This window comes from Pseudomonas sp. KBN10P06128, assembly GCF_037574945.1.
GTDB lineage: Bacteria > Pseudomonadota > Gammaproteobacteria > Pseudomonadales > Pseudomonadaceae > Pseudomonas > Pseudomonas aeruginosa.
Genome location: NZ_JBBELR010000001.1, coordinates 2,466,586 through 2,487,694, shown reverse-complemented (window position 1 = coordinate 2,487,694; position 21,109 = coordinate 2,466,586). Strand labels below are relative to the sequence as shown.

General features: G+C 66.5%; 19 protein-coding genes. 3 read left to right on the top strand and 16 right to left on the bottom strand.

The window, feature by feature from the left end:
• Nucleotides 1-22 precede the first annotated feature (22 nt).
• Nucleotides 23-1,570 carry a TerC family protein gene (locus tag VQ065_RS11860; protein WP_003082751.1) on the top strand — a complete coding sequence of 516 codons (1,548 nt, stop codon included), beginning with the start codon at nt 23-25 and terminating at the stop codon, nt 1,568-1,570.
• Between the two features lie 55 nt (nt 1,571-1,625).
• Here the strand turns inward: VQ065_RS11860 and VQ065_RS11855 are convergent, their stop codons facing one another.
• The gene (locus VQ065_RS11855; protein ID WP_003145264.1) at nt 1,626-2,405 is read right to left on the bottom strand and encodes an SDR family oxidoreductase; all 780 of its coding nucleotides are present in this window, start codon (nt 2,403-2,405) and stop codon (nt 1,626-1,628) included.
• Nucleotides 2,406-2,410: 5 nt separating this feature from the next.
• Nucleotides 2,411-2,842, bottom strand: coding sequence for a GlcG/HbpS family heme-binding protein (locus VQ065_RS11850; RefSeq protein ID WP_003133416.1), 432 nt, complete (start codon nt 2,840-2,842; stop codon nt 2,411-2,413).
• Nucleotides 2,843-2,926: 84 nt separating this feature from the next.
• Between VQ065_RS11850 and VQ065_RS11845 the strand changes: the two genes are divergently transcribed.
• Nucleotides 2,927-3,835, top strand: a complete 909-nt coding sequence (locus VQ065_RS11845) for a LysR family transcriptional regulator (RefSeq protein WP_014603685.1) — start codon at nt 2,927-2,929, stop codon at nt 3,833-3,835.
• A gap of 3 nt (nt 3,836-3,838) precedes the next feature.
• Here VQ065_RS11845 and VQ065_RS11840 read toward each other — a convergent pair whose 3' ends face one another.
• The 12 genes from VQ065_RS11840 to VQ065_RS11785 all read right to left on the bottom strand — a co-directional run bounded on the left by VQ065_RS11840 (nt 3,839) and on the right by VQ065_RS11785 (nt 18,556).
• Complete coding sequence (locus VQ065_RS11840; RefSeq protein WP_003100095.1) at nt 3,839-5,767, bottom strand: DNA/RNA non-specific endonuclease; 1,929 nt, start codon at nt 5,765-5,767, stop codon at nt 3,839-3,841.
• 86 nt (nt 5,768-5,853) lie between these two features.
• Nucleotides 5,854-7,401 carry a threonine ammonia-lyase, biosynthetic gene (gene ilvA / locus VQ065_RS11835; RefSeq protein ID WP_003082739.1) on the bottom strand — a complete coding sequence of 516 codons (1,548 nt, stop codon included), beginning with the start codon at nt 7,399-7,401 and terminating at the stop codon, nt 5,854-5,856.
• A complete protein-coding gene (locus VQ065_RS11830) occupies nt 7,398-7,805 on the bottom strand; it encodes a YybH family protein (protein ID WP_003086867.1) in 408 nt (135 codons plus the stop codon). Before VQ065_RS11830 ends, ilvA begins: the two co-directional genes overlap by 4 nt.
• A gap of 265 nt (nt 7,806-8,070) precedes the next feature.
• Nucleotides 8,071-8,583 (bottom strand): prealbumin-like fold domain-containing protein, encoded by a 513-nt coding sequence (locus VQ065_RS11825; protein WP_003082734.1) that lies wholly within the window; start codon nt 8,581-8,583, stop codon nt 8,071-8,073.
• Nucleotides 8,584-8,642: 59 nt separating this feature from the next.
• A complete protein-coding gene (locus tag VQ065_RS11820) occupies nt 8,643-8,975 on the bottom strand; it encodes a DUF883 family protein (protein ID WP_003082731.1) in 333 nt (110 codons plus the stop codon).
• 128 nt (nt 8,976-9,103) lie between these two features.
• Nucleotides 9,104-11,302, bottom strand: coding sequence for a TonB-dependent receptor (locus VQ065_RS11815; RefSeq protein ID WP_003145267.1), 2,199 nt, complete (start codon nt 11,300-11,302; stop codon nt 9,104-9,106).
• A gap of 238 nt (nt 11,303-11,540) precedes the next feature.
• Nucleotides 11,541-12,431 (bottom strand): heme o synthase, encoded by an 891-nt coding sequence (cyoE, locus tag VQ065_RS11810; RefSeq protein WP_003082726.1) that lies wholly within the window; start codon nt 12,429-12,431, stop codon nt 11,541-11,543.
• A gap of 10 nt (nt 12,432-12,441) precedes the next feature.
• The gene (gene cyoD, locus VQ065_RS11805; RefSeq protein WP_003086860.1) at nt 12,442-12,777 is read right to left on the bottom strand and encodes a cytochrome o ubiquinol oxidase subunit IV; all 336 of its coding nucleotides are present in this window, start codon (nt 12,775-12,777) and stop codon (nt 12,442-12,444) included.
• Nucleotides 12,777-13,406 carry a cytochrome o ubiquinol oxidase subunit III gene (gene cyoC, locus VQ065_RS11800; protein ID WP_003086858.1) on the bottom strand — a complete coding sequence of 210 codons (630 nt, stop codon included), beginning with the start codon at nt 13,404-13,406 and terminating at the stop codon, nt 12,777-12,779. The genes cyoD and cyoC overlap by 1 nt, the downstream gene beginning before the upstream one ends.
• Before the next feature lie 3 nt (nt 13,407-13,409).
• Nucleotides 13,410-15,386: a cytochrome o ubiquinol oxidase subunit I gene (cyoB, locus tag VQ065_RS11795; RefSeq protein WP_003086857.1), complete on the bottom strand. Its 1,977-nt coding sequence runs from the start codon at nt 15,384-15,386 to the stop codon at nt 13,410-13,412.
• A gap of 6 nt (nt 15,387-15,392) precedes the next feature.
• Nucleotides 15,393-16,388 carry a ubiquinol oxidase subunit II gene (gene cyoA / locus VQ065_RS11790; protein ID WP_003086856.1) on the bottom strand — a complete coding sequence of 332 codons (996 nt, stop codon included), beginning with the start codon at nt 16,386-16,388 and terminating at the stop codon, nt 15,393-15,395.
• Nucleotides 16,389-17,014: 626 nt separating this feature from the next.
• A complete protein-coding gene (locus VQ065_RS11785; RefSeq protein WP_003086854.1) occupies nt 17,015-18,556 on the bottom strand; it encodes an MFS transporter in 1,542 nt (513 codons plus the stop codon).
• 157 nt (nt 18,557-18,713) lie between these two features.
• On the opposite strand from VQ065_RS11785, the gene VQ065_RS11780 reads away from it, so the two are divergent.
• Entirely contained in the window at nt 18,714-19,328 is a 615-nt protein-coding gene (locus VQ065_RS11780; protein ID WP_003082696.1) for a TetR/AcrR family transcriptional regulator, read from the top strand.
• A gap of 7 nt (nt 19,329-19,335) precedes the next feature.
• Here the strand turns inward: VQ065_RS11780 and VQ065_RS11775 are convergent, their stop codons facing one another.
• Both VQ065_RS11775 and VQ065_RS11770 read right to left on the bottom strand, forming a co-directional pair.
• Complete coding sequence (locus tag VQ065_RS11775) at nt 19,336-19,722, bottom strand: DUF4440 domain-containing protein (protein WP_003082694.1); 387 nt, start codon at nt 19,720-19,722, stop codon at nt 19,336-19,338.
• A gap of 13 nt (nt 19,723-19,735) precedes the next feature.
• Entirely contained in the window at nt 19,736-21,094 is a 1,359-nt protein-coding gene (locus VQ065_RS11770) for an MDR family MFS transporter (protein ID WP_003082692.1), read from the bottom strand.
• Nucleotides 21,095-21,109: the final 15 nt, after the last annotated feature.

Below are 21,109 nucleotides of genomic sequence, written 5' to 3'. Positions count from 1 at the left end.
CCGGACCGGGAGGTAAGCGCACATGGAATGGATAGCTGACCCGACTGCCTGGCTCGGCCTGGCGACCCTGATCGTGCTGGAGATCGTCCTCGGCATCGACAACCTGGTGTTCATCGCGATCCTCGCCGACAAGCTGCCGCCGCACCTGCGCGACCGCGCCCGGGTCCTCGGCCTGTCGCTGGCGCTGCTGATGCGCCTGGGCCTGCTGGCGAGCATCTCGTGGATGGTGACCCTCACCGAGCCGCTGTTCGAGGTATTCGGCAAGAGCTTCTCCGGCCGCGACCTGATCATGCTGTTCGGTGGCGTGTTCCTGCTGTTCAAGGCCACCATGGAGCTGCACGAACGCCTCGAAGGCCATGTCGCCCAGCACGCCGGCAACAAGACCTACGCGCTGTTCTGGCCGATCGTCGCGCAGATCGTGGTGCTCGACGCGGTGTTCTCGCTCGACGCGGTGATCACCGCGGTGGGCATGGTCGAGCACCTGGAAGTGATGATGATCGCGGTGATCGTCTCCATCGGCCTGATGATCGTCGCCAGCAAGCCGCTGACCCGCTTCGTCAATCGTCACCCGACGGTGATCATGCTGTGCCTGGGCTTCCTGATGATGATCGGCTTCAGCCTGACTGCCGAGGGCCTGGGCTTCCATATCCCGAAAGGCTACCTGTACGCGGCCATCGGCTTCTCGATCCTCATCGAGGTGTTCAACCAGGTCGCCCGCAAGCGCCGCAAGAAGAGCCTGCAGGGCCACCGCCCGCTGCGCGCGCGTACCGCCCATGCGGTGCTGCGCCTGCTCGGCGGCCAGCGCCTGGAGGCCGACGAGGTCGGCGAGGAAGTCGCCGACCTGTTCGAGGAGGGCGACGACCAGGTGGTCTTCGACCGCCGCGAGCGGGTGATGATCAGCGGCGTGCTGCAATTGGCCGAGAAGCCCATCCGCAGCCTGATGACGGTACGCGCCGAGGTCGACTGCATCGACCTCGACAGCGGCCGCGAGGCGATCCGCGCGGCGCTGCTCGAATCGTCCTACTCGCGCCTGCCGCTGGTGCGCGACGGGCGCGTCGAGGAGCCGCTGGGCTACGTGCACAAGAAGGAACTGCTCAAGGAGCTGCTCGCCGGCGCCCAGCCGGACCTGGAAAGCCTGGCCCGCCAGCCGCTCAACCTGTTGCAGGACTGCTCGATCCTCAACGCCCTGGAGCAGATGCGCGAGGCCTCGACCCACGTGGCCTTCGTGGTCAACGAGTTCGGCGAATTCATCGGCCTGCTGACCCTGACCGACATTCTCGAATCCATCGCCGGCGAGCTGCCCGACGCCAGCGAGATCGACGGTCCGGACGTGGTCGAGGAGAACGACGGCTATCTGGTCAGCGGTGCCATGAACCTCAGCCAGGTGCGTCGACGCGTGGGGTTCGACGCGCGCGCCACGGAGGACTACCAGACCCTCGCCGGGCTGGTGATGAGCCTGCTCGACCGCCTGCCGGTGATCGGCGACCGCCTGCAGTGGCAGGACTGGGAACTGCGGGTGGTGGAAGTGGAAGAACGCCGGGTGACCCGGGTCCTGCTGCGCAGGGGCTGAGCGAAGCGGCGGCCGCCGATCCGGCCGCCGCCCTCCCCGGCGCAGCGGCAGACCGCTACAGGCGGCGCTGCCAGGCCTGCACCTGCTCGTCCTTCACCACCTCGACGAAAGCTTCCGGCAACAGGGTGCGGAACGGTCCTTCGTCGGCCTCGGCCAGCTCGACCATCCGCGCGATCATTTCCTCCGGATCGTACTGCTCGAAGGGAAAGCGCACGCCGCTGTGGTCGGTGAAGTGACGCTGCGGGTCGTACCAGCGTTTCCAGGTTTCCATCATGCGATCGTTGAAACCGGTCTGGTACGGGCCGGGATTGATGGTGCCGACCTGGATGCCGAACGGCTTCAGCTCGGCATGCAGGGCCTCGGCGAAGGCCTCCAGGGCATGCTTGGAGGCGCAGTAGGGGCCGGTATAGGGACCGGTGATCAGGCCGGCGATGGACGACACGAAGAGCACCTTGCCGCCACGCTTCTGCTCGACCATGCGCCGGACGAAACCCTGGGTCAGTTCCAGGTTGGCGAACACGTTGGTCTCGAACAGCGCGCGCACCAGTTCCAGCGGGATCTCCGCGCTGGCCCCGGCCTCGGCGCTGCCGGCGTTGTTCAGCAGCACGTCGATATCCCATTCCCAGGCGCGTTCGCGATCGGCGGCGACGGTGATGTCGAGGGTTTCCACCCGCAGCGGGACGCCACGCCGCCCGGCCTCTTCGCGCAGGTCGGCGGCCTGCCCGGCGCCGCGCACGCCGGCGATCGTCCGATGGCCGCGGGCGGCCAGGCGCAACGCCACTTCCCGACCGAAGCCGCTGCCGGCCCCGGTCACCAGGATTCGCTTCTGTTTCATCTCGATTACCTCTGGATTGTTGCCATGGCCACGGCGGCCTCGGCGATGGATTGGTCCTGGGCCGCGCTGGCGCCGGAGACGCCGACGCCACCCAGGCAGGAACCGCCGGCATCGCCCAGCGGCATGCCGCCGGCGAAGCAGGCCAGCCCGCCGTTGCTCTGCTCGATGCTCCACAACGGCTGGCCCGGCCCGGCGAGTCGGCCCAGCTCGCCGCTGGGCAGGCGGAACAGCGCGGCGCTGCGCGCCTTGCGCTGGGCCAGGTCGATGGCACCGGGAACGCTGTCGTCCATCCGTACGAACGCCAGCAGGTTGGCATGGGCGTCGACCACCGCGACGCAGACCGCCAGGCGCTGCCGCCGCGCTTCGGCAATGGCCGCCGCGATGCAGCGTTGGGCATGTTGCAGAGACAGGTGGGTAGACATGGCCGGCGTCCTCATCGAGTGCTTGCGGGCCAGTCTAGAAAGGTCGAAGCTTTAACAGAACCGGCCTTCTCCTACGTAGACTTTCAAGTTTTTCTAACAATGAATCGACGCGATCCCCTCGCCGGCCTGCACGCCTTCAGGCAGGTCGCCGACACCGGCAGCTTCACCCGCGCCGCCGCCCTGCTCGGGGTGACGCCGGCAGCGGTGAGCCAGGCGATCAACCAACTGGAAGCCGAGCTGCGTCTCAAGCTGTTCCACCGCACCACCCGCGGGGTCAGCCTGAGCGAGGCCGGGCAGCGCTACCACGAACAGACCGAACAGCCCTACCGCGACCTGGTGCGCGCCCGCGAAGCGCTCGGCGAAAGCCTCGCGGAACCCTCCGGGCAGCTGCGCATCAGCGCCCTGCACCTGGCGAAGAACCTGGTGATCGCACCGATGCTCAACGAGTTCGTGCGACGCTACCCGAAGGTACAACTGGAGATCCGCTACGAGGACCAGTTGGTGGATATCGTCAGGGAACGACTGGATGCCGGCATCCGCCTGGCCGACGCCCTGCAGCCGGGCATGGTCGGGGTGCAACTGACAGCGCCGCTGGCGTGCCTGCTGGTGGCCACTCCGGCCTACCTCGCCGAGTATGGTACGCCGGCCAGCGTCGCCGACCTCGATGGGCATGCCGCCGTGCGCTTCCGTTTCCCGCGCAGCGGCCGCCTGCACAAGTGGCGCTTGCGGGAAGACGGGCGGGAACTGGAAGTGGACCTGTCGGCACGCTTCGTCAGCACCGACACCGAGACGATCATCGAGGCGGCCCGCGCCGGCGCCGGGATCGCCCAGGCATTCATCCGCGAGCGGGTCGCCGCGGACCTCGCCGCCGGGCGCCTGGTGGAAGTGCTGCCTGGCAGTTGCCTGCCGCTGCCGCCGATGTGGCTGTATTACCTGAACCGCCGCCACGTACCGGCCAAGCTGCGCGCCTTCATCGAACTGCTACGCGAGTGGCGGCAGCCGGCCTGAACCTCAGCGGCCCTTGCCGGCCGGCCCCGGCCGGCTCAGCAGGAGGTCGTCCGGCCCGTCGATCTCGATGAAGCGTCCGCTTTCCAGCGCCTCCTCCAGCGGCGTGCCGGCGAGCACGTCGGCCTTGCGCAGGGCGCTGGAGAAACGCAGGTCGGCGCTGGCCTCGACCTTCGCCAACGGCACCTGGTAGGTCTTGAACGCACCGTAGCGGAAGCCTTCGCTGGGCATCATCCCTTCCTGCCCCAGCAGGTAGGCGGACACTCCCAGTTCGCCGCTGTCGGCGTCGATCATCGCCACCACCTTCCAGAACTCCAGCGGCACCTGCACGCCCTGGTAGAGCGGATCGTCGTCGCGGAACACCGGGCCGGTGAACACCGAGATGCGGAAGCCCTCGCTCCTGGCGTTCTGCAGCACGTAGTCCTCCAGCGACAGCCAGCTGCGCTGGTTGAGCTGCGCCACCTGGGGCACCGCGTTGGTATAGACGAAGGTGTCGTCCTCGGCCTGCCGGGCGATGGCATCGCTGTCGCCCCAGCCGGGATCCTCGCGACGCACCATGTGGCCCTTGTCGAACGAAGCCGGGCCGTAGAAGTCCTTGTGTCCGACCTGCGCGGCCGCCTCGATGCGCGGGTCGAAGCCCCAGGAATCCTTGCGCTTGAGCGAACGCTTGAGCGCACCGTCGATATTCACCGCGGTGAGGATCGGCAAGCGCCGGCTGGCGCTCATCACCACCGAGAAATGCAGGTAGTCCAGGCGCGTGCCCTTGCCCACCGGCAGCACCTGGTGGCTCTTGCCCGGCTTGGGCAAGGCCGCCTTCGGCCCGAGGAAGGCCTCGTCGAAGCCCTTGCGCTCGGCCAGGTCGGCGACGCTGCGCTGCTTTTCCTGGAAGCGCGGCACGCCGCGCTTCAGCTCCGCCCCGGCCACCGGCACCCAGGCGCGACGCGCCAGCAGGCTGCGGATCACGCTGGCCTTCACCGCATAGTTGGTCTTGCGGAACTGGCCGCCGAAGTGCAGGCCGACCACCTCGCCGCCGTCGATCGAAAGCACCGCCGAGCCGGAATTGCCGCCCAGGGTCGAGCAGTCGTGGGTCAGGTACCAGGCGTCATGGGGCAATCCCACGACTTCGCCGGGAGCGAAGCGCTTGACGTCGTAGATGTTGCCGAAGATATCTTCCATCGCCCCGGCGTCGTTGCGGCTGTCGCGCGCCGGATAGCCGACCACCGCCACCGCCTGGCGCGGCTCGGCATCCTGGCGCGCGAGGACCAGCGGCGGCGGCAGCAGGTCGCCCTTCACTACCTGGAGGATCGCCATGTCCGGCGCCTCGGAGACGTCCGGGGCGATCCACAGGACCCGCGCGATCACATGCTCGTCGCTTTCCGGCTGGCGGTATTCCTCGCGGAAGTCCACGCGGGTGCGCACCTGCTTGCCAGCCTGGTTGAGACGGAAGCGGAACAGGCTGCCCTGGCGTTCGGCGAACAGGCTGGCGACATGCCGGTTGGTGACGATCAGGTCGTCGTCGATGCGCCAGCCGGTACCGCACCAGTCCATGCTGTCGTGGTCGATCAATTCCAGCCGACCGACCGAGCGGATCGGCGTGGCCAGCGCGGCGCGATGCTTCTTCAGGCGCTGCTCCAGGCCGGCCAGCGGCGCTTCGTCGAAGATACCGTTCTTCACCAGCAGCACCGGCCGGCTCTTGAGCAGGACGATCGCCTCGCTGAAGCGCCGCGAGTCGAAGAACGAGGCGTCGGATTCCGGCGACACGCTCTTGCCCAGGTGGTCGGCGATCTGCTCGCGGCTGGCGTTGTACGCCGGCACGTTGCTCCATTCACCGCGGGCGGCGAGGTGGGCGAGTTCCTCGCGGGTGCCCTTTTCCTTCAGTACCGAGCAGACCCGCAGTTCTTCCGGCGTGGCCCGCCGGGGGTTGCGCTTGCGCATGGCCATGTCCCTCGCTGGACGGATATCCCTGGCAGGAGTCTAGCCGAGGGACATGACAGGGCCATGTCCCGCTGGCGGAGCGCCGCTCAACCGGCGAACAGCCGGTAGGCCGGGTTGTGGGTTTCCTCCCAGTACGGATAGCCGATGGCTTGCAACGCCGCCTCCAGCTCGCCGCGCTCCTCGTCCGGCACCTGCAATCCGGCCAGCACCCGACCGTCGGCGGCGCCGTGGTTGCGGTAGTGGAACAGGCTGATGTTCCAGCGCGAGCCGAGCTTGTCGAGAAAGTTCAGCAAGGCCCCGGGGCGTTCGGGAAACTCGAAGCGGAACAGCCGCTCGCGGCGCACCTCGGTACCGTGGCCGCCGACCATGTGGCGGATGTGCAGCTTGGCCATCTCGTTGTCGGTCAGGTCGAGTACCGGGAAGCCCTGCTCGCGCAGGCCGGCGAGCAGGTCGGCGCGACTGTCGGTGAGCGGATGGGTCTGCACGCCGACGAACAGGTGGGCCTGGCGGTCGCTGTGGTAGCGGTAGTTGAACTCGGTGATCTGGCGCCGGCCCAGCGCCGCGCAGAAGGCCTTGAAGCTGCCCGGCCGCTCGGCCACGGTGACGGCGATGATCGCTTCGCGCTGTTCGCCCAGTTCGGCGCGCTCGGCAACGTGGCGCAGGCGGTCGAAGTTGATGTTGGCACCGGAGTCGATGGCCACCAGGGTCTGCCCCTCGGTGCGTTCGCGGGCCACGTACTTCTTGATTCCCGCTACGGCCAGGGCGCCGGCCGGCTCGGTGATCGAACGGGTGTCGTCGTAGATGTCCTTGATCGCCGCGCAGATTTCGTCGCTGCCGACGGTGATCACCTCGTCGACGTGGTCCTTGCAGACCTCGAAGTTGCAAGCGCCGATCTGCGCCACCGCCACCCCGTCGGCAAACAGCCCGACCTGGCCCAGCACCACCCGCTCGCCGGCGGCCAGCGCTGCCTGCAGGCAGTTGGAATCCTCCGGCTCGACGCCGATCACGCGGATATCCGGACGCAGGTGCTTGACGTAGGCGGCGATCCCGGCGATCAGGCTGCCGCCGCCGACCGGCACGAAGATCGCGTCGAGGCGGCCGCTGTGCTGGCGGAGGATCTCCATCGCCACCGTGCCCTGTCCGGCGATCACGTCCGGATCGTCGTAGGGTGGGACGAAGGTCATGCCTTCGCGCTCGGCCAGTTGCAGGGCATGGGCCAGCGCATCGGGGAAGGCGTCGCCGTGCAGCAACGCCTCGCCGCCGCGCGCCAGCACGCCCTTGACCTTGAGTTCGGGAGTGGTGCGCGGCATCACGATCACCGCCCGCACGCCCAGGCGCTGCGCCGCCAGGGCCAGGCCCTGGGCATGGTTGCCGGCGGAGGCGGTGATCACCCCGCGGGCCTTCTGCTCGTCGCTCAGGCGCGCGACACGGGTATAGGCGCCGCGGATCTTGAAAGAGAACACCGGCTGCAGGTCCTCGCGCTTGAGCAGCACCCGGTTGCCCAGGCGCTGGGACAACTGCGGCGCGACCTGCAAGGGGGTTTCCACGGCGACGTCGTACACCGGCGCGGCCAGGATGCTTTCCACGTAGCCGGCCAGCAGGGGTTTGCTTGCGCTGAGGGTCGAGGCGCTCATCGGCTGGCCTCCGCGCTCGCCGCCACCGAGGCCAGCAGGTCGGTGCCGTAGGAGTTGTCCACCGCGCAGCGCCACCGGCCATCGGCCTCCTGGCGGAACACGTAGGTGGCCCGACGTTGCAGGCGTCCGGCCTTCGACTCGATCACCGCCTCGGCCATGACCAGCGCCGTATCTCCCGCCTCGATCACCCGCAGGTCGTGCTGGCGCACTCGCAGGCTGTGCTCGAAGTGCCGGGCGATGGCGTCGAACGCCTGGCGGATCTGCGCCTTGCCGCAGGCGTTGAGGCCCGGCTTGACCACCAGGGTGGCGTCGTCGCAATAGAAATCCATCAGGGCATCGAACTGCCCGGCATTGATCAGGGCGTCGGCCCGGCCAACGAGGTTCTGGAGGGTCTGGTGCTGCATGCTGTTCTCCCGGTTCGGTGGTTTTGGCCCAGGAGACAGAACGAAGAACCCGCCTCGAGGGCGGGTTCGGAGTGGACGCTGGCTAACCCGCCATAGCTGGAATGGCGGTAATAATGCTGCGGCGGGTAAGCAGGGTCGCGAAGGTCATGGGTATCGAAACTACGGCGCCGCCCTGTTGGCTGTCAAGCGGTCCGGCCGCGCCGGCAGGAAAAAGCCCCTGCCGCGATGGCAGGGGCTTGCCGTTTTGGCCGAGCGCCGCCGGAGGTCAGCGGGTCAGCAGCACCTTCTGCGGCTGCGAGCCACTTACGGTGACCAGCTTGGTGACGGTGCCGCCCTCGGTGATGGTCTTGCCATCGCTCTGGGCGCTCCAGGTCAGTTCGCTGGAAATGTAATAGGTGCCGTTGGGGATGTGGTCGAAGTCGAAGCGACCGTTCTGGTCGGTGGTCGCCTCGCGCACGTAGGTGGCGCGTCGCGGGTCGAGCACCGGCGGTTGCACGTCGGGATCGCGCTTGGCGGCATCGAGGTTGCCGAACTTCGCGTAGTAGGCCTTCATGTAGCTGGTCGCCGGCTCCAGAGTGACCTTGGTGTTGGTCCCCTTCTGGATCGCACCCGACGCGCTGGTCAGGTACAGGTCGCCGTTGATCACGCCCTCGCCCACCTGCTGGGTCGCCGCGTATTCATGCTCCGGGAAATCCGGCAGGTCGTTGGGGTTGGAGGCGCAGGCCGCCAGGGCCACGGTCATGGCCAGGAGGCCGAGGTTCTTCTTGATCGAAAGCATGGGCAATTCCTTTTTTCAAGCGAAGGTAACGAGTCCGTTGTGCGGCACCGACCGCGTGCTCAGGAGCGGCGCCCGAGCAGGAAGCCGGCGAGCAGGCCCACCGCGGTGGTGATGGCCACGGTCTGCCAGGGATTGGCGCCGATATAGCTTTCCGTCGCATCCACCGCGTGGCGGCTGCGTTCGGCCACGGCGCTACCGCCCTTGCCGAGGGCATCGTTGGCCTTCTCCAGCAGCGCGCCGATCCGCGCACGGGCGCTGTCGGCCTTGTCGCCGGCGAAGGCGGCGCTGTCGGCGAGCATGCTGTTGGCTTCGGAGAGCAGTTCCTGCAGCTCGCTGTAGCTCTGGTGCTGGATCTGCTCGAGGTTGTCTTTCACTGCGTTTTTGCGTGCCATCGAAGAGGCTCCCTGAAAAATGACTTGCAAAGGAGTTGATAGGCGCCGCAGTGAAAAAGTTCAGAGGAAATCGCCGGGAAGAACCGGCGCCCAGGCAGTGGGCGCCGGCTTCCATGGCCTGCCTGCCGTCAGAACGCGTAGATCGCCGAAAGAATCGCCGTGCGACCGTCGCCATACTCGATGGCCGAGGAGCGCGACTGGTTGCCGTACACCTGGCGCACCCGCTCGACGTAGGCCTTGTCGAACAGGTTGTCGAGGTTGAGTTGCAGTTTCAGGTCGCGCGTCGCCTGGTAGCCGAGCATCATGTTGTGCACCCAGTAGGCATCCAGCTTGCCGTTGTCCACCGAGGTGACGTTGCGCTGGCTGACGTAGCGTGCGCCATAGCCCAGGGTCACGCCCTCGGGCAGTTCGTAGGTGCTCCAGAGGCTCAACGAGCGCGGCGGGGTATTGCCCAGTGCCTGTCCCTCGCGCTGCGGGTTGCTGGATTTCAGGGTTTCGCTGTCGAGGTAGGTGTAGGTGGCGAAGAGGTCCCAGTGCTCGTTCAGCTTGCCGCTGGCGCTCAGCTCCAGGCCACGCACGCGCTGTTCGCCGGCAAGCACGTAGCTGCCGTCGGCCAGGCGTTCGCGGGCGTCTTCCTTCTTCACCTGGAACAGCGCCGCGTCCAGCTCCAGGCGCCGTCCGAGGAACTCCCACTTGGTGCCCAGCTCGTAGGTGCTGTTCTTCTCCGGCGCCAGGCCTCCGGTCGCCTCGGTCACGCCCGAGCCGGTGGTGACCAGGTGTTCCGCCGAGGGGTTGAAGGAGGTGCCGTAGGAGACGTACACCCGCCCGTTCTCCAGCGGCTTGAATACCAGCCCCGCCCGTGTGCTCAGCTTGCCGTCGGAACTGTCGGCGCGCACCGTCGGCTTGCCTGAGGGCGTGCTCCGCGAGGTGCCGTCGATCCAGTCGTAGCGCAGGCCCAGGCTGAGGTCCCAGCGCTCGTCCAGGGCGATGGTGTCGAAGGCGTACAGCGCCTTGACCTCCAGTTCGGTCCGGTTGCGCGCGCTGTCGCGCTTGTCGGTGGGGCCGTTCCAGTAGCCCGGCGGGTTGTGCAGGTCGAAGCCGTTGGCCGGGTAGAACTTGCCCAGGTTGTAGGAGTAGGTGGTGCGGTCGTAGGTCTCGCGGGACAGCTCGAAGCCGCCGATCAGCGTATGCGCCAGGCCGAAGGTGTCGAAGCGGCCGGTGAGGTTAGTCTGGTTGATCCACATCCGCGTCTTCGAATCGCGCCCGTAGGCTTGCGGTCCCGCCGGCAGGTAGCGCCCCGGCGGCAGGCCCTTCTGGTTGACGTGGGAGGCGGAGATCACCGTGTCCCGATGCAGGTGGGAATAGCGGATGAGGTTCTGCAACTGGAAGTCGTCGCTGAAATCGTGTTCGAGCTTGAGGGTGGCGACGTCGTTGTCGATCCGCTCCTCGTCCAGGTTGCGCCAGCCGAAATAATCGTGGCGGCTGACGCCGTCCAGCTTGCGCCCGTTCAGCGCCGGCACGCCATAGTCGGGAAGGTTGTCGTCGCGTTGGTGGAAGTAGCTCAGGGTCAGGCGGGTCGGGGTGTCCAGGCCGAAGGTCAGGGATGGCGCGATGCCCCAGCGCTGCTTGTCGATCTGTTCGCGCCCGGCGACGTCGTTGTGGTGGGCCATGAGGTTGAGGCGGAAGGCGGTCGACTCGCCGAGCCCTTCCAGCGGCTGGTTGGTGTCCAGGGTCAGGCGCCGGTAGCGGTCCGTGCCCAGCCCGGCGCCCAGGTGGGTGAAGGCTTCGGCCTTGGGCTGCTTGCTGACCATGTTGATGCTGCCGCCGCTGGTGCCGGCGCCGCCGAACACCGAGTTCGGTCCCTTGATCACTTCCACCGCCTCCAGGTTGAACAGGTCGCTGCGGCTGGTCTGGGCGCTGTCGCGCAGCCCGTCCACCTGCATGTTGGCGTTGGCGCTGAAGCCGCGGATGTTGATGCTGTCGCCGGAACCGCCGCCGCCTTCGCCGGCGTTGAAGGTGATGCCGGAGACGTTGGACAGCACCTGGCGCAGGCTCAGGGCGTTCTGCTCCTGGATCACCTTTTGCGGCACCACCGTGACGGTCTGCGGGGTATCCAGCAGCGGCACGGCGTACTTGGCCGAGGCCGAGCGTTCGACCCTGGACGACGCCTGCTCGCCGGTGACCGTGTCGGCTCCCAGTTCCAGGGGATCGTCCTTGCGCGCCGCGTCCTCGGCCAGGGCCGGCGAGGAGCAGGCGGCCATCAACAGCATCAGCGGCGCCAGCGGGCGTTTGGTGGGCAAGGGGGACGGCTCGTTGCGACGATCCATGAAGTACTCCATCTTGGTTATTGAGAATCATTGGCATTTGATTGATGGAGGTTTTTTTCCACAAGCCGGACAGCTCCGAAAAAGCTCCCGGAAAAATCTGATAACCAACGGCAGAGTCCCGGAACAGAGGGCTCGCCGCGCGGCCCTTCTGCCAGGCGGCGACCGCATCCCTGCCATCGCGCAGACAAAAAAAAGCCCCGCCAATCGACCGGCGGGGCTTTCCCTAAAGCGTGTCGCCTCAGAACAGCGAAGCGACCAGATGGGTGGCGGGCGCCACCTGGAAGTCGATGGACATCATCACGCTCAGCGCGGTGATGGCGACGATGGAGAAGGCGAACAGCTTGCGCGCCCAGACCCGGTCGTCGGCAGTCCAGTAGCCGGTCAGGGCGATGGCCAGCCACCACAGGCTCACCGCCACCGCCACCAGCAGGTAGCCGTAGCCGGCGTAGCCGCCCAGGCACAAGGCGAGGGTCGCCGCCATGAAGGCGAGGATGTAGAGCACGATGTGGATCTTGGTCACCGCGATGCCGCGCGCCACCGGCAGCACCGGGATACCGGCCGCCTCGTAGTCCTTCAGGCGGAAGATGGCGATGGCATAGGAGTGCGGCATCTGCCACAGGCAGAAGATCGCCAGCAGCGAGGCGGCGCCGGCGTCGAACTGGCCGCTCACCGCGCAGTAGCCGACCACCGGCGGCATCGCCCCGGAGAGGCTGCCGACCAGCGTGCCGTACTGCGAACGACGCTTGAACCACAGGCTGTACAGGCCGACGTAGACGAAGTAGCCGAAGCCGGCCAGCGCGGTGGTCAGCGGGTTGGTCCGCCACCACAGCAGGCCGAAGCCGGCGACCCCGAGGACCAGGCCGTGGGCCAGGGCAGCCTTCAGCGAGATCTGCCCGGTCACGGTGACCCGCCCGCGGGTCCGCTCCATGTGCCGGTCGATGTCGCGGTCGATGCAGTTGTTCAGCACGCACCCACTGGCGACCACCAGCGACAGGCCGATGACCGTGGCCAGCAACAGCATCGGCTCGACGCTGCCGCGGGCGGCGAGGAAGTATCCCCCCGCCACCGCGATCAGGTTGCCGAAGATGATTCCCGGCTTGGCCACCAGGAGATAGCGTTTCAGCTTCACGTCATGGCCCTCAGGGCATCGGCATCATCAGCATGTCGGCGCTGAAGATGATCCACAGCGAGAGACCGACCACCAGCAGGATGACGATCACCATGAAGATGAACGCCATCACGTTCCAGCGCCCTTCCGACGACATGTTCATGTGCAGGAAGCAGATCAGGTGCACCACCACCTGCACCAGGCCGAGGACGACCATGGTGAGGATGGTCGCGTGGCGCGAGAAGCCGCCGTCCATGACCATGTAGAACGGGATCGCGGTGAGGATCACCGAGAGCACGAAGCCGATCGCGTAGGAACCCAGGCTGCCGTGGCCGGCGCCGTGGTTGTCGTGTGCAGCGCTGCTCATTACAGGGCCCCCATCAGGTAGACGACGGTGAAGACGCAGATCCAGACGATGTCGAGGAAGTGCCAGAACAGGCTCAGGCACATCATCCGGGTGTTGTTCTGCGCGGTGAGGCCGCGGGTCCAGATCTGCGCCATCAGCACCAGCATCCACAGCAGACCGGCGCTGACGTGCAGGCCGTGCATGCCGACCAGGGTGAAGAAGGACGACAGGAAGGCGCTGCGGCTCGGGCCGAAACCTTCGGCGATCAGGTGGTGGAACTCGTTGATCTCCATGCCGATGAACGCGGCGCCGAGCAGGAAGGTGACCCCGAGCCAGGCGATCGCCTGGCCCTTGGCGCCCTTGTGCGCAGAGAGCATGGCCAGGCCGTAGGTGCAGCTGGAAACCAGCAGGATGGCGGTTTCCACCAGCACGTAGGGCAGCTCGAAGATGTCCTTGCCGCTGGGGCCGCCGGCGGTGTGGTGAACCAGCACCGCGTAGGTGGCGAAGACGCTGGCGAACAGCACGCAGTCGGTCATCAGGTAGAGCCAGAAACCGAATACGGTGTTGCCGCCGCTATCGTGTGCATGATCGTGGTCGTGGCCCACTTCGTGGGCGTCGGCCAGATGCTTGTTCAATACTGCCGTCGACATGGTTCAGACCTGCTTGGCGAGTTGCTGGAAACGGGCGCTTTCGATCTTCTCGATCTCTTCGGGCTGGACGTAGTAGTCGACGTCCTGGTTGTAGCTGCGCACGATGAAGGAGCCGATCATGCCGACGAAGCCGACCGCCATGAGCCACCAGATATGCCAGATGGCGGCGAAGCCAAAGACGAAGGCGAACACGGCGATGGAGAAGCCCGCGGCGGTGTTCTTCGGCATGTGGATCGGCTGGTAGGCCGGCAGCTTGCGGTAGGCGGTGCCGGTCTTCTTCATATCGTGGAAGGCATCCACGTCCTGCACCTTCGGCAGTTCGGCGAAGTTGTAGAACGGCGGCGGCGAGGAAGTGGCCCATTCCAGGGTGCGGCCTTCCCACGGGTCGCCATTGACGTCGGCCAGTTGCTTGCGGTTGCGGACCGAGACGAACAGCTGGATCAACTGGCAGGCAATGCCGCAGAAGATCAGCACGGCGCCGAAGAACGCGACCACCAGGTAGGGCTTCCACAGCGGGTTGTCGTAGTGGTTCAGGCGACGGGTCATGCCCATGAAGCCGAGGATGTAGAGCGGCATGAAGGCCATGTAGAAGCCCACCAGCCAGCACCAGAAGGAACGCTTGCCCCACTTCTCGTCGAGGGTGAAGCCGAACGCTTTCGGGAACCAGAAGGCGAAGCCGGCCAGGTAGCCGAATACCGCGCCGCCGATGATGGTGTTGTGGAAGTGGGCGATCAGGAACAGGCTGTTGTGCAGCAGGAAGTCCGCGCCCGGGATGGCCAGCAGGACGCCGGTCATGCCGCCGATGGTGAAGGTCACCATGAAGCCCAGGGTCCACAGGATCGGCGTGCTGAAGCGCAGGCGGCCCTTGTAGATGGTGAACAGCCAGTTGAACAGCTTCACCCCGGTGGGGATCGAGATCAGCATGGTGGCCACGCCGAAGAAGCCGTTGACGTCACCGCCCGAACCCATGGTGAAGAAGTGGTGCAGCCACACGGTGAAGCCGAGGAAGGTGATCGCGGCGCTGGCCCAGACCATCGACTTGTAGCCGAACATGCGCTTGCCGGCGAAGGTCGCGGTGACCTCGGAGAAGATACCGAAGGCCGGCAGGATCAGGATGTACACCTCGGGATGGCCCCAGGCCCAGAAGAGGTTGATGTACATCATGGCGTTGCCGCCGAGCTCGTTGGTGAAGAAGTGCATGTCCAGGTAGCGGTCGAGCGACAGCAGGCCCAGCGCAGCGGTGAGGATCGGGAACGAGGCGACGATCAGGATGTTGGCGAAGGTGCAGGTCCAGGTGAAGATCGGCATCTGCATCAGCTTCATGCCCGGGGCGCGCATCTTGAACACGGTGACCAGGAAGTTGATCCCCGTGAGCAACGTGCCCATCCCGGATATCTGTAACGCCCAGATGTAGTAGTCCACCCCTACCCCGGGGCTATAGGCCAGCTCCGACAGCGGCGGATAGGCCACCCAGCCGGTACGGGCGAATTCGCCCAGGCCCAGCGACACGTTGACCAGCATGGCGCTGACCACGAGCAGCCAGAAGCTCAGCGAGTTGAGGAAGGGGAACGCCACGTCACGCGCGCCGATCTGCAGCGGCACAGCCAGGTTCATCAGGCCGGTCATGAACGGCATGGCCATGAAGATGATCATGATCACGCCATGCGCGGTGAAGATCTGGTCGTAGTGCTCCGGCGGCAGGTAGCCGTGGTTGGCGCCTTCGGCCAGGGCCAGCTGGCCGCGCATCATGATCGCGTCGGCGAAGCCGCGGACCAGCATGACCAGGGCGACGACGATGTACATCACGCCGATCTTCTTGTGGTCGACCGAGGTCAGCCACTCGGTCCACAGGTAGGTCCACTTGCGGTAGTAGGTGATCGCACCGACCACGCCGAGGCCCAGCAGGGCGACGACGGCCAGAGTGACCATGACGATGGGCTCGTGGTAAGGCACGGCCGAGAGTGTCAGTTTCCCGAACATCTGCGCTTACTCCTGGGTACTCGGTTGCATGTGCATGTCCTTCATGTCTTTCATGCCCTGCATGGCTTGCATGTCCATGTCCTGCATGTCGTGACCGGTCATGGCGGCTTCGTGCTCAGCCCCGGCGTGCTCGCCGTGCGCGGCACCCTTGGCGTCGCCGTGGTGCTCGTACTTGGTGAGGATGTGGCCGAACAGTTCCGGGCTGACCGAAGAGAAGTAGGTCGGCGGAACGTTCTCGCTCGGCTTGACCAGCTCCGGATAGGTGCCGATCGACAGGCTGGTCGGTGCCGCCTTGACCTTGGCGACCCAGTCCTGGAAGCCCTGCTCGGAGGTGGCGATGGCCTTGAAGCGCATGCCGGAGAAACCGCCGCCGCTGTAGTTCGCGGAGATACCGTCGAACACGCCTTCTTCGTTGGCGATCAGGTGCAGCTTGGTCATCATCCCGGCCATCGAGTAGATCTGGCTGCCCAGCTGCGGGATGAAGAACGAGTTCATCACCGAATCCGAGGTGATCTGGAAATTCACCGGGGTGTCTTTCGGGAAGGCGATCTCGTTGACCGTGGCGATACCCTGCTCCGGGTAGATGAACAACCACTTCCAGTCCAGCGAAACGGCCTGGATGGTGACCGGCTTGACCTCGGAGTCCAGCGGACGGTACGGGTCGAGCTTGTGGGTGCTTTCCCAGGTGATCCAGCCGAGGATCGCGATGATCACGCAGGGCACCAGCCAGACCACCGCCTCGATGCGGTTGGAGTGGTGCCAGTCCGGCTTGTACTCGGCCTGGGTGTTCGAGGCGCGGTACTTCCAGGCGAACGCCAGGGTCATCACGATCACCGGGATGACCACGATCAGCATCAGCAGGGTCGCGGTAATGATCAGGGTGCGCTCGTCCATGCCCACCTGCCCTTTCGGGTTGAACAGGGTCATGTCGCAGCCGCCGAGCAGCAGCGCGGGCGCCAGGGAAAGCCATTTCAATGCGGCAAACGGGTTTGCTTTGGTCATCTTCCGGCCTTAATCGATGGAAGGAGCGAGTGGTCGCTCATGGATGTCTCCTTGCAAGGCTTGTGGCGGAGACCGCTGGCTTCAGCCAGTTCCAGACATGCAGTCGCCACCGGGGTACGGAACGGCCATTGCCCGGCCACGGGAGAAGGCAAGCGGATACCTTTCCCGATTCCGGTGACGGACTCGTTCCACGCGCTGAGTCGTTCCTTGATGAACAGCGTTTTCGAAGCTGTGCCGGAAGAGGCCAAGGGCGGCCAAGGCACGTGCATGCCTGGGCGAGAAGGATTGCCCTTCCCGCCGGGTGATCAGGTCGCAGTTATCGGTCGGCTATTTGTTGTGCAACAGGCAAGGCAGGAACCCATTTATCGCGATGCGGAGCAGAGACTCGCGCGACGCTCGTTGGACCGAAACTGAGCGTCAGTTATTACAATTCATTTCAGCTGAGGAGCCTATGACACATCTTGCAATAGACTTTCTCAAACATAGATAAAGTAGGGCTTTTACCTGCCTGCGACAGGTTGTCGCAGGTCATACCCTAGCACAACAGTTGGAATACGCGAATATTCTTCGCTTCGAGCAGCATAGCGCAAGGAAATCGCCCCCGCGCCAGCATCGTGACCCGAGAGTCAGCGTCTATCGGCCTGCAACTGTACCCCTGCCGTTCGTCCAGATGCGCCAACTGTATCCGCCGTCGGGCCGGCGCTAACGCGCAGGCACCAGAGCAGCGCGGCGGCCAGCAGGGCGCTGGCTCCGGCCACCAGCATAGCCAGACGGAAGCCCTCGGCCAGCGCGGCCGGCAGCTCGGCGTCGAGCCCCGCCAGGGAACCAGGCAAGCGATGGGACGTGACCGCCTGGGTGGCGAGCCGTTGCGCATCGGCAATCCCCAGCTCCTCCAGCCGATCGCCCAGGACGACGATCGCCCGCCCGCTCAGCAGCGCTCCCAGCAACGCGATGCCGACGGCCATGCCGGCCTGGCGCAGGGTATTCATGGTCGCCGAGGCCATCCCGGAACGCTCGCGGGCCACGCTCGCCATGACCGCCAGACCGGTGCCGGGAACGGCCAGGCCCATGCCCAGGCCGAGCGCCACCAGCAACAGGCCGACCCAGGGATACGCGGTTCCCGTACCGCAAGCGGCCAGCGCCAGCATGGCCAGGCCGATCACCAGGTAGCCCAGCACCAGCAGGCGTCGCAGCGGTACGTGCCGCTGCAACCGGCCGAACAGCATGGACAGTGCGCCCATGGCGAGGAACTGCGGCGCCAGGTAGAAGCCGGCCTGCTGCGCCGAGGCACCCTGCACCTGCTGGAAGAACAGGGAGAGGAAGAACAGGCTGGCGTAGCCGGAAAAACCGAGGACGAACGAGGCCAGGTTGCAGACGGCGAACCCGGCCTGGCGGAACAACCCCAGGGGCAGCAGCGGTCGGGCGGTCCGCCGCTCGACGAAGAGGAAGCCAAGCAGGCCGACCCCGGCCAGGAGCAGCGCCGGCCAGGCCGTGGGAGACAACCAGCCGCCCTCTCCCGCGGCGATCAGGGCGTAGGTCAACGCTCCCAGCCAGACCACGCTGAGCAACTGCCCCAGGGGATCGAAGGCGGCGTGCTCGGGGTGCGCGGTTTCCTCGATGCCCCACAGGCCCAGGGCGAGCGCCAGCAGGCCGAGCGGCAGGTTGATCAGGAAGATGCTCTGCCAGCCGGCGTGCTCCACCAGCAGGCCGCCGAGCAGCGGGCCGAGGATCAGCGACAGCGCGCTGAAGGAGGTCCAGCCGCCGATCACCTGGGCGCGCTGGCCGGGATCGTGGAAAGCCTGGGTAAGGATCGACAGCGCGCCGGGTATCAACAGCGCCCCGGCGATGCCCTGGACCGCGCGTCCGAACAGCAGCAGCGGCAGCGAGGTGGCCAGCGCGCAGAGCAGCGAACCGAAGCTGAACAGGCCGACCCCGAGCAGCCAGGTCAGCTTGCGGCCGTAGCGGTCGCTCAGCGGTCCGGAAGACAGCATGAAGGCGCTCAGGCACAGCGCATAGGCGTCGACCACCCACTGCAGGCCGGCCAGGTCGGTATCCAGGGCGTACTGCAGCGTCGGCAGGGCGAGGTTGACGATGCTGATGTCGAGCGAGGCGATGAAGGTTCCCAGGTAAATGGCGGCGACCAGGGCGACACGACGCGAAGGGTTCATGGAGTACTCCGATGAGAGGGCGCTGGCCCAGGAATAATCCATTGACCGACGGTCAGTCAATAAATATCGCGAAACATTCTCATCTTCCTGTCATGCCTCGTCTTCCCCTCCACGCTCTTTTACACTGCCGCCAACCCAACCACCGGATCCGCGCTCCATGCCCGATCGCCACGCCGAACAGCCTGCCCGCCAACCGCGCACCAAGCCTGCGGAGGTTCGTCTCGAGGAACTGATGGCGGCGGCGCAGCAACTGTTCCTAGACAAGGGTGTGGACGCCACCACCATCAGCGACATCGTCGCTGCCGCGGGGGTCGCCAAGGGTACCTTCTATCACTACTTCCAAGCCAAGACCGACATCCTCCTGGCCCTGCGCGAGCGCTTCACCCAGGCTTTCCAGCAGCGCATCGCGAATGCCGTCGAGGCCTGTCCGGCGAACGACCATCCCGGCCGCCTGCGCGCCTGGACCGAGAGCGGCCTGGCGGGCTACCTGGAGGGCTACCGGCTGCACGATGTGGTCTACAGCGAGCACCATCACCACCAGCGCGGCAACCAGGAGCGCGACCGCGTGCTGGAGCAATTGGCGGAGCTACTGGAGAACGGCGCGGCGGCCGGCGCCTGGCCGCTGCGCAACCCACGGCTGAACGCCCTGCTGCTCTACTCCGGGCTGCATGGCGCCGCCGACGACGCCATCGCCGGCGGCCGCCTGGATACCCAGCCGCTGGCCGGCGAACTCGCCGATGCCTTCCTGCGCCTGCTCGGTGCCAGCGACTGAGGCAGGCTCAGCCGCAGAAGGTTTCCTGCAGGTGGCGCCAGTACAGCCGCCCTTCGTCGTCACGGTGCAGGACTACGGTGGACAGGCGCTCGCTGCGACCCGCCGCGTCGGACTGGATTTCCCGATAGGCTAGGGTCGCGCCATCCACGCCTGAAGCCAGCAGACTCTCGCCGTCGATCTCGATGCGCAGCCCAGGACGGGTGCCGCCCTTGCTGCGGAACAGCTCGCCCAGAGCAGTCTTGTCCAGGACCACGCCATGCGGCGTGACCATCGAGAAGTCCTCGGCGAAACGCGCCATCAACGCATCCAGCGCGTCAGCCCGTGAGTCGCCGGCCAGCCAGTCGCGGATCGCCACGTGGGCATGGTGGATTTCCCGGCGGTAGGCACAAGTCATGGTGTAGCTCCTTTCAGGTCTGGACCAGGGCGCGAACCCCGGCGGAATCGATACGCCTCACCCACGGCAGAGGCAATAGCGTGAAAGCGGCGGCGAACAGGAAGCAGTGGACGAAGGCCGCGGGGTCGGCCCGCGCCTGCAACAGGTTGAGCAACCCACCGAGCACGGCCATGCCCAGGCAGAACGCCAGTTGCCGATTGATGTTCCACAAGGCGCTGGCATGGCCCATGCGCGCCGCCGGGACGTCGAGCAAGGCCATGCCCTGTGCCGCGCTGCTACACAGGCTGCCGCCGAATCCCATGGTCGCGTAGGCCCCCGCCAGTTGCCAGAAGCCGCTCCCCTCCCCGCTTCGAGCCAGCCACAGCAGGCCGCCGGCCTGTATCGCCATGCCCGCCAGCAGCAAGGATTTCGGCCCCCAGCGATTGAAGCGTCGCCGGGTCAGGCCGATGGCCAGGCCGGCCGCCAGCGCCCAGGGCAGCATCAGCGCACCGGCACGGCTCGCGCTGAGGCCGAGGGGGCCTTGCAGATAGAGCATGGCGACCAGGTTGGCGCCCATGAAGGCTCCCGGCACGCAGAGATAGACCAGCATCGCCGTACGCAGCAATGGCGCCTCCAGCAAGCCAAGGTCGAGCAGCGCGTCGGTACGAGCGCGCCCGTCACGCCAGTAGCAGCAGCCCAGCACGCAGGCCAGCAGCGCCAGGAGCAGGCCACGCCCGCCGCCGCCGGGCGATCCCAGCCAGGCGAGCGCCACCAGCAGCGTGGCCAGCGCCGCCGAGCCGAGCAGCAGGCCGCGCAGGTCCAGGCGCTGCGCCGCATGCTTGTGCCTGGGCAGCCAGCGCATCGCCAGGGCCAGCACCAGCAGCGCCGGCGCCACGCTGGCGAAGAAGATCCCACGCCAGGACAGGCTGTCCACCAGCCAGCCGCCGAGGGCAGGCGCCACGGCGGGAACGATCAGCGCCACCAGCATCACCCGTGCGGTCAGGCCGGCCCGTGCCGACGCCGGGACATTCCGATAGGCCATGGCCTGGCCGAGGGGGATCAGTAACCCGCCGGCCAACCCCTGGCACAGGCGCCAGACGATCAACGTCGCCGCCGATCCAGCCAGGCCGCAACCCAGCGAAGCGCTGGCGAAACCGGCCAGTGCCAGCAGCATCAGTCGCCGTTCTCCCAGGCGCGAAGCGAGCCAGACGCTCAACGGAATCACCAGGGTCAAGCCGAGCAGGTAGGTGTTGCCGATCCACGCCAGGGTCGCCACCGAAGCGCCAAGGGAACGCCCGATGTCCGGGTAGGCGACGCTGGCGATGAAGATGTTCACCAGGTCCAGGGCGAACCCCAGCAGGTACAAAGTGGCCAGGCGGGACGGTTGATTCATGGGCGCTCCGGAGGT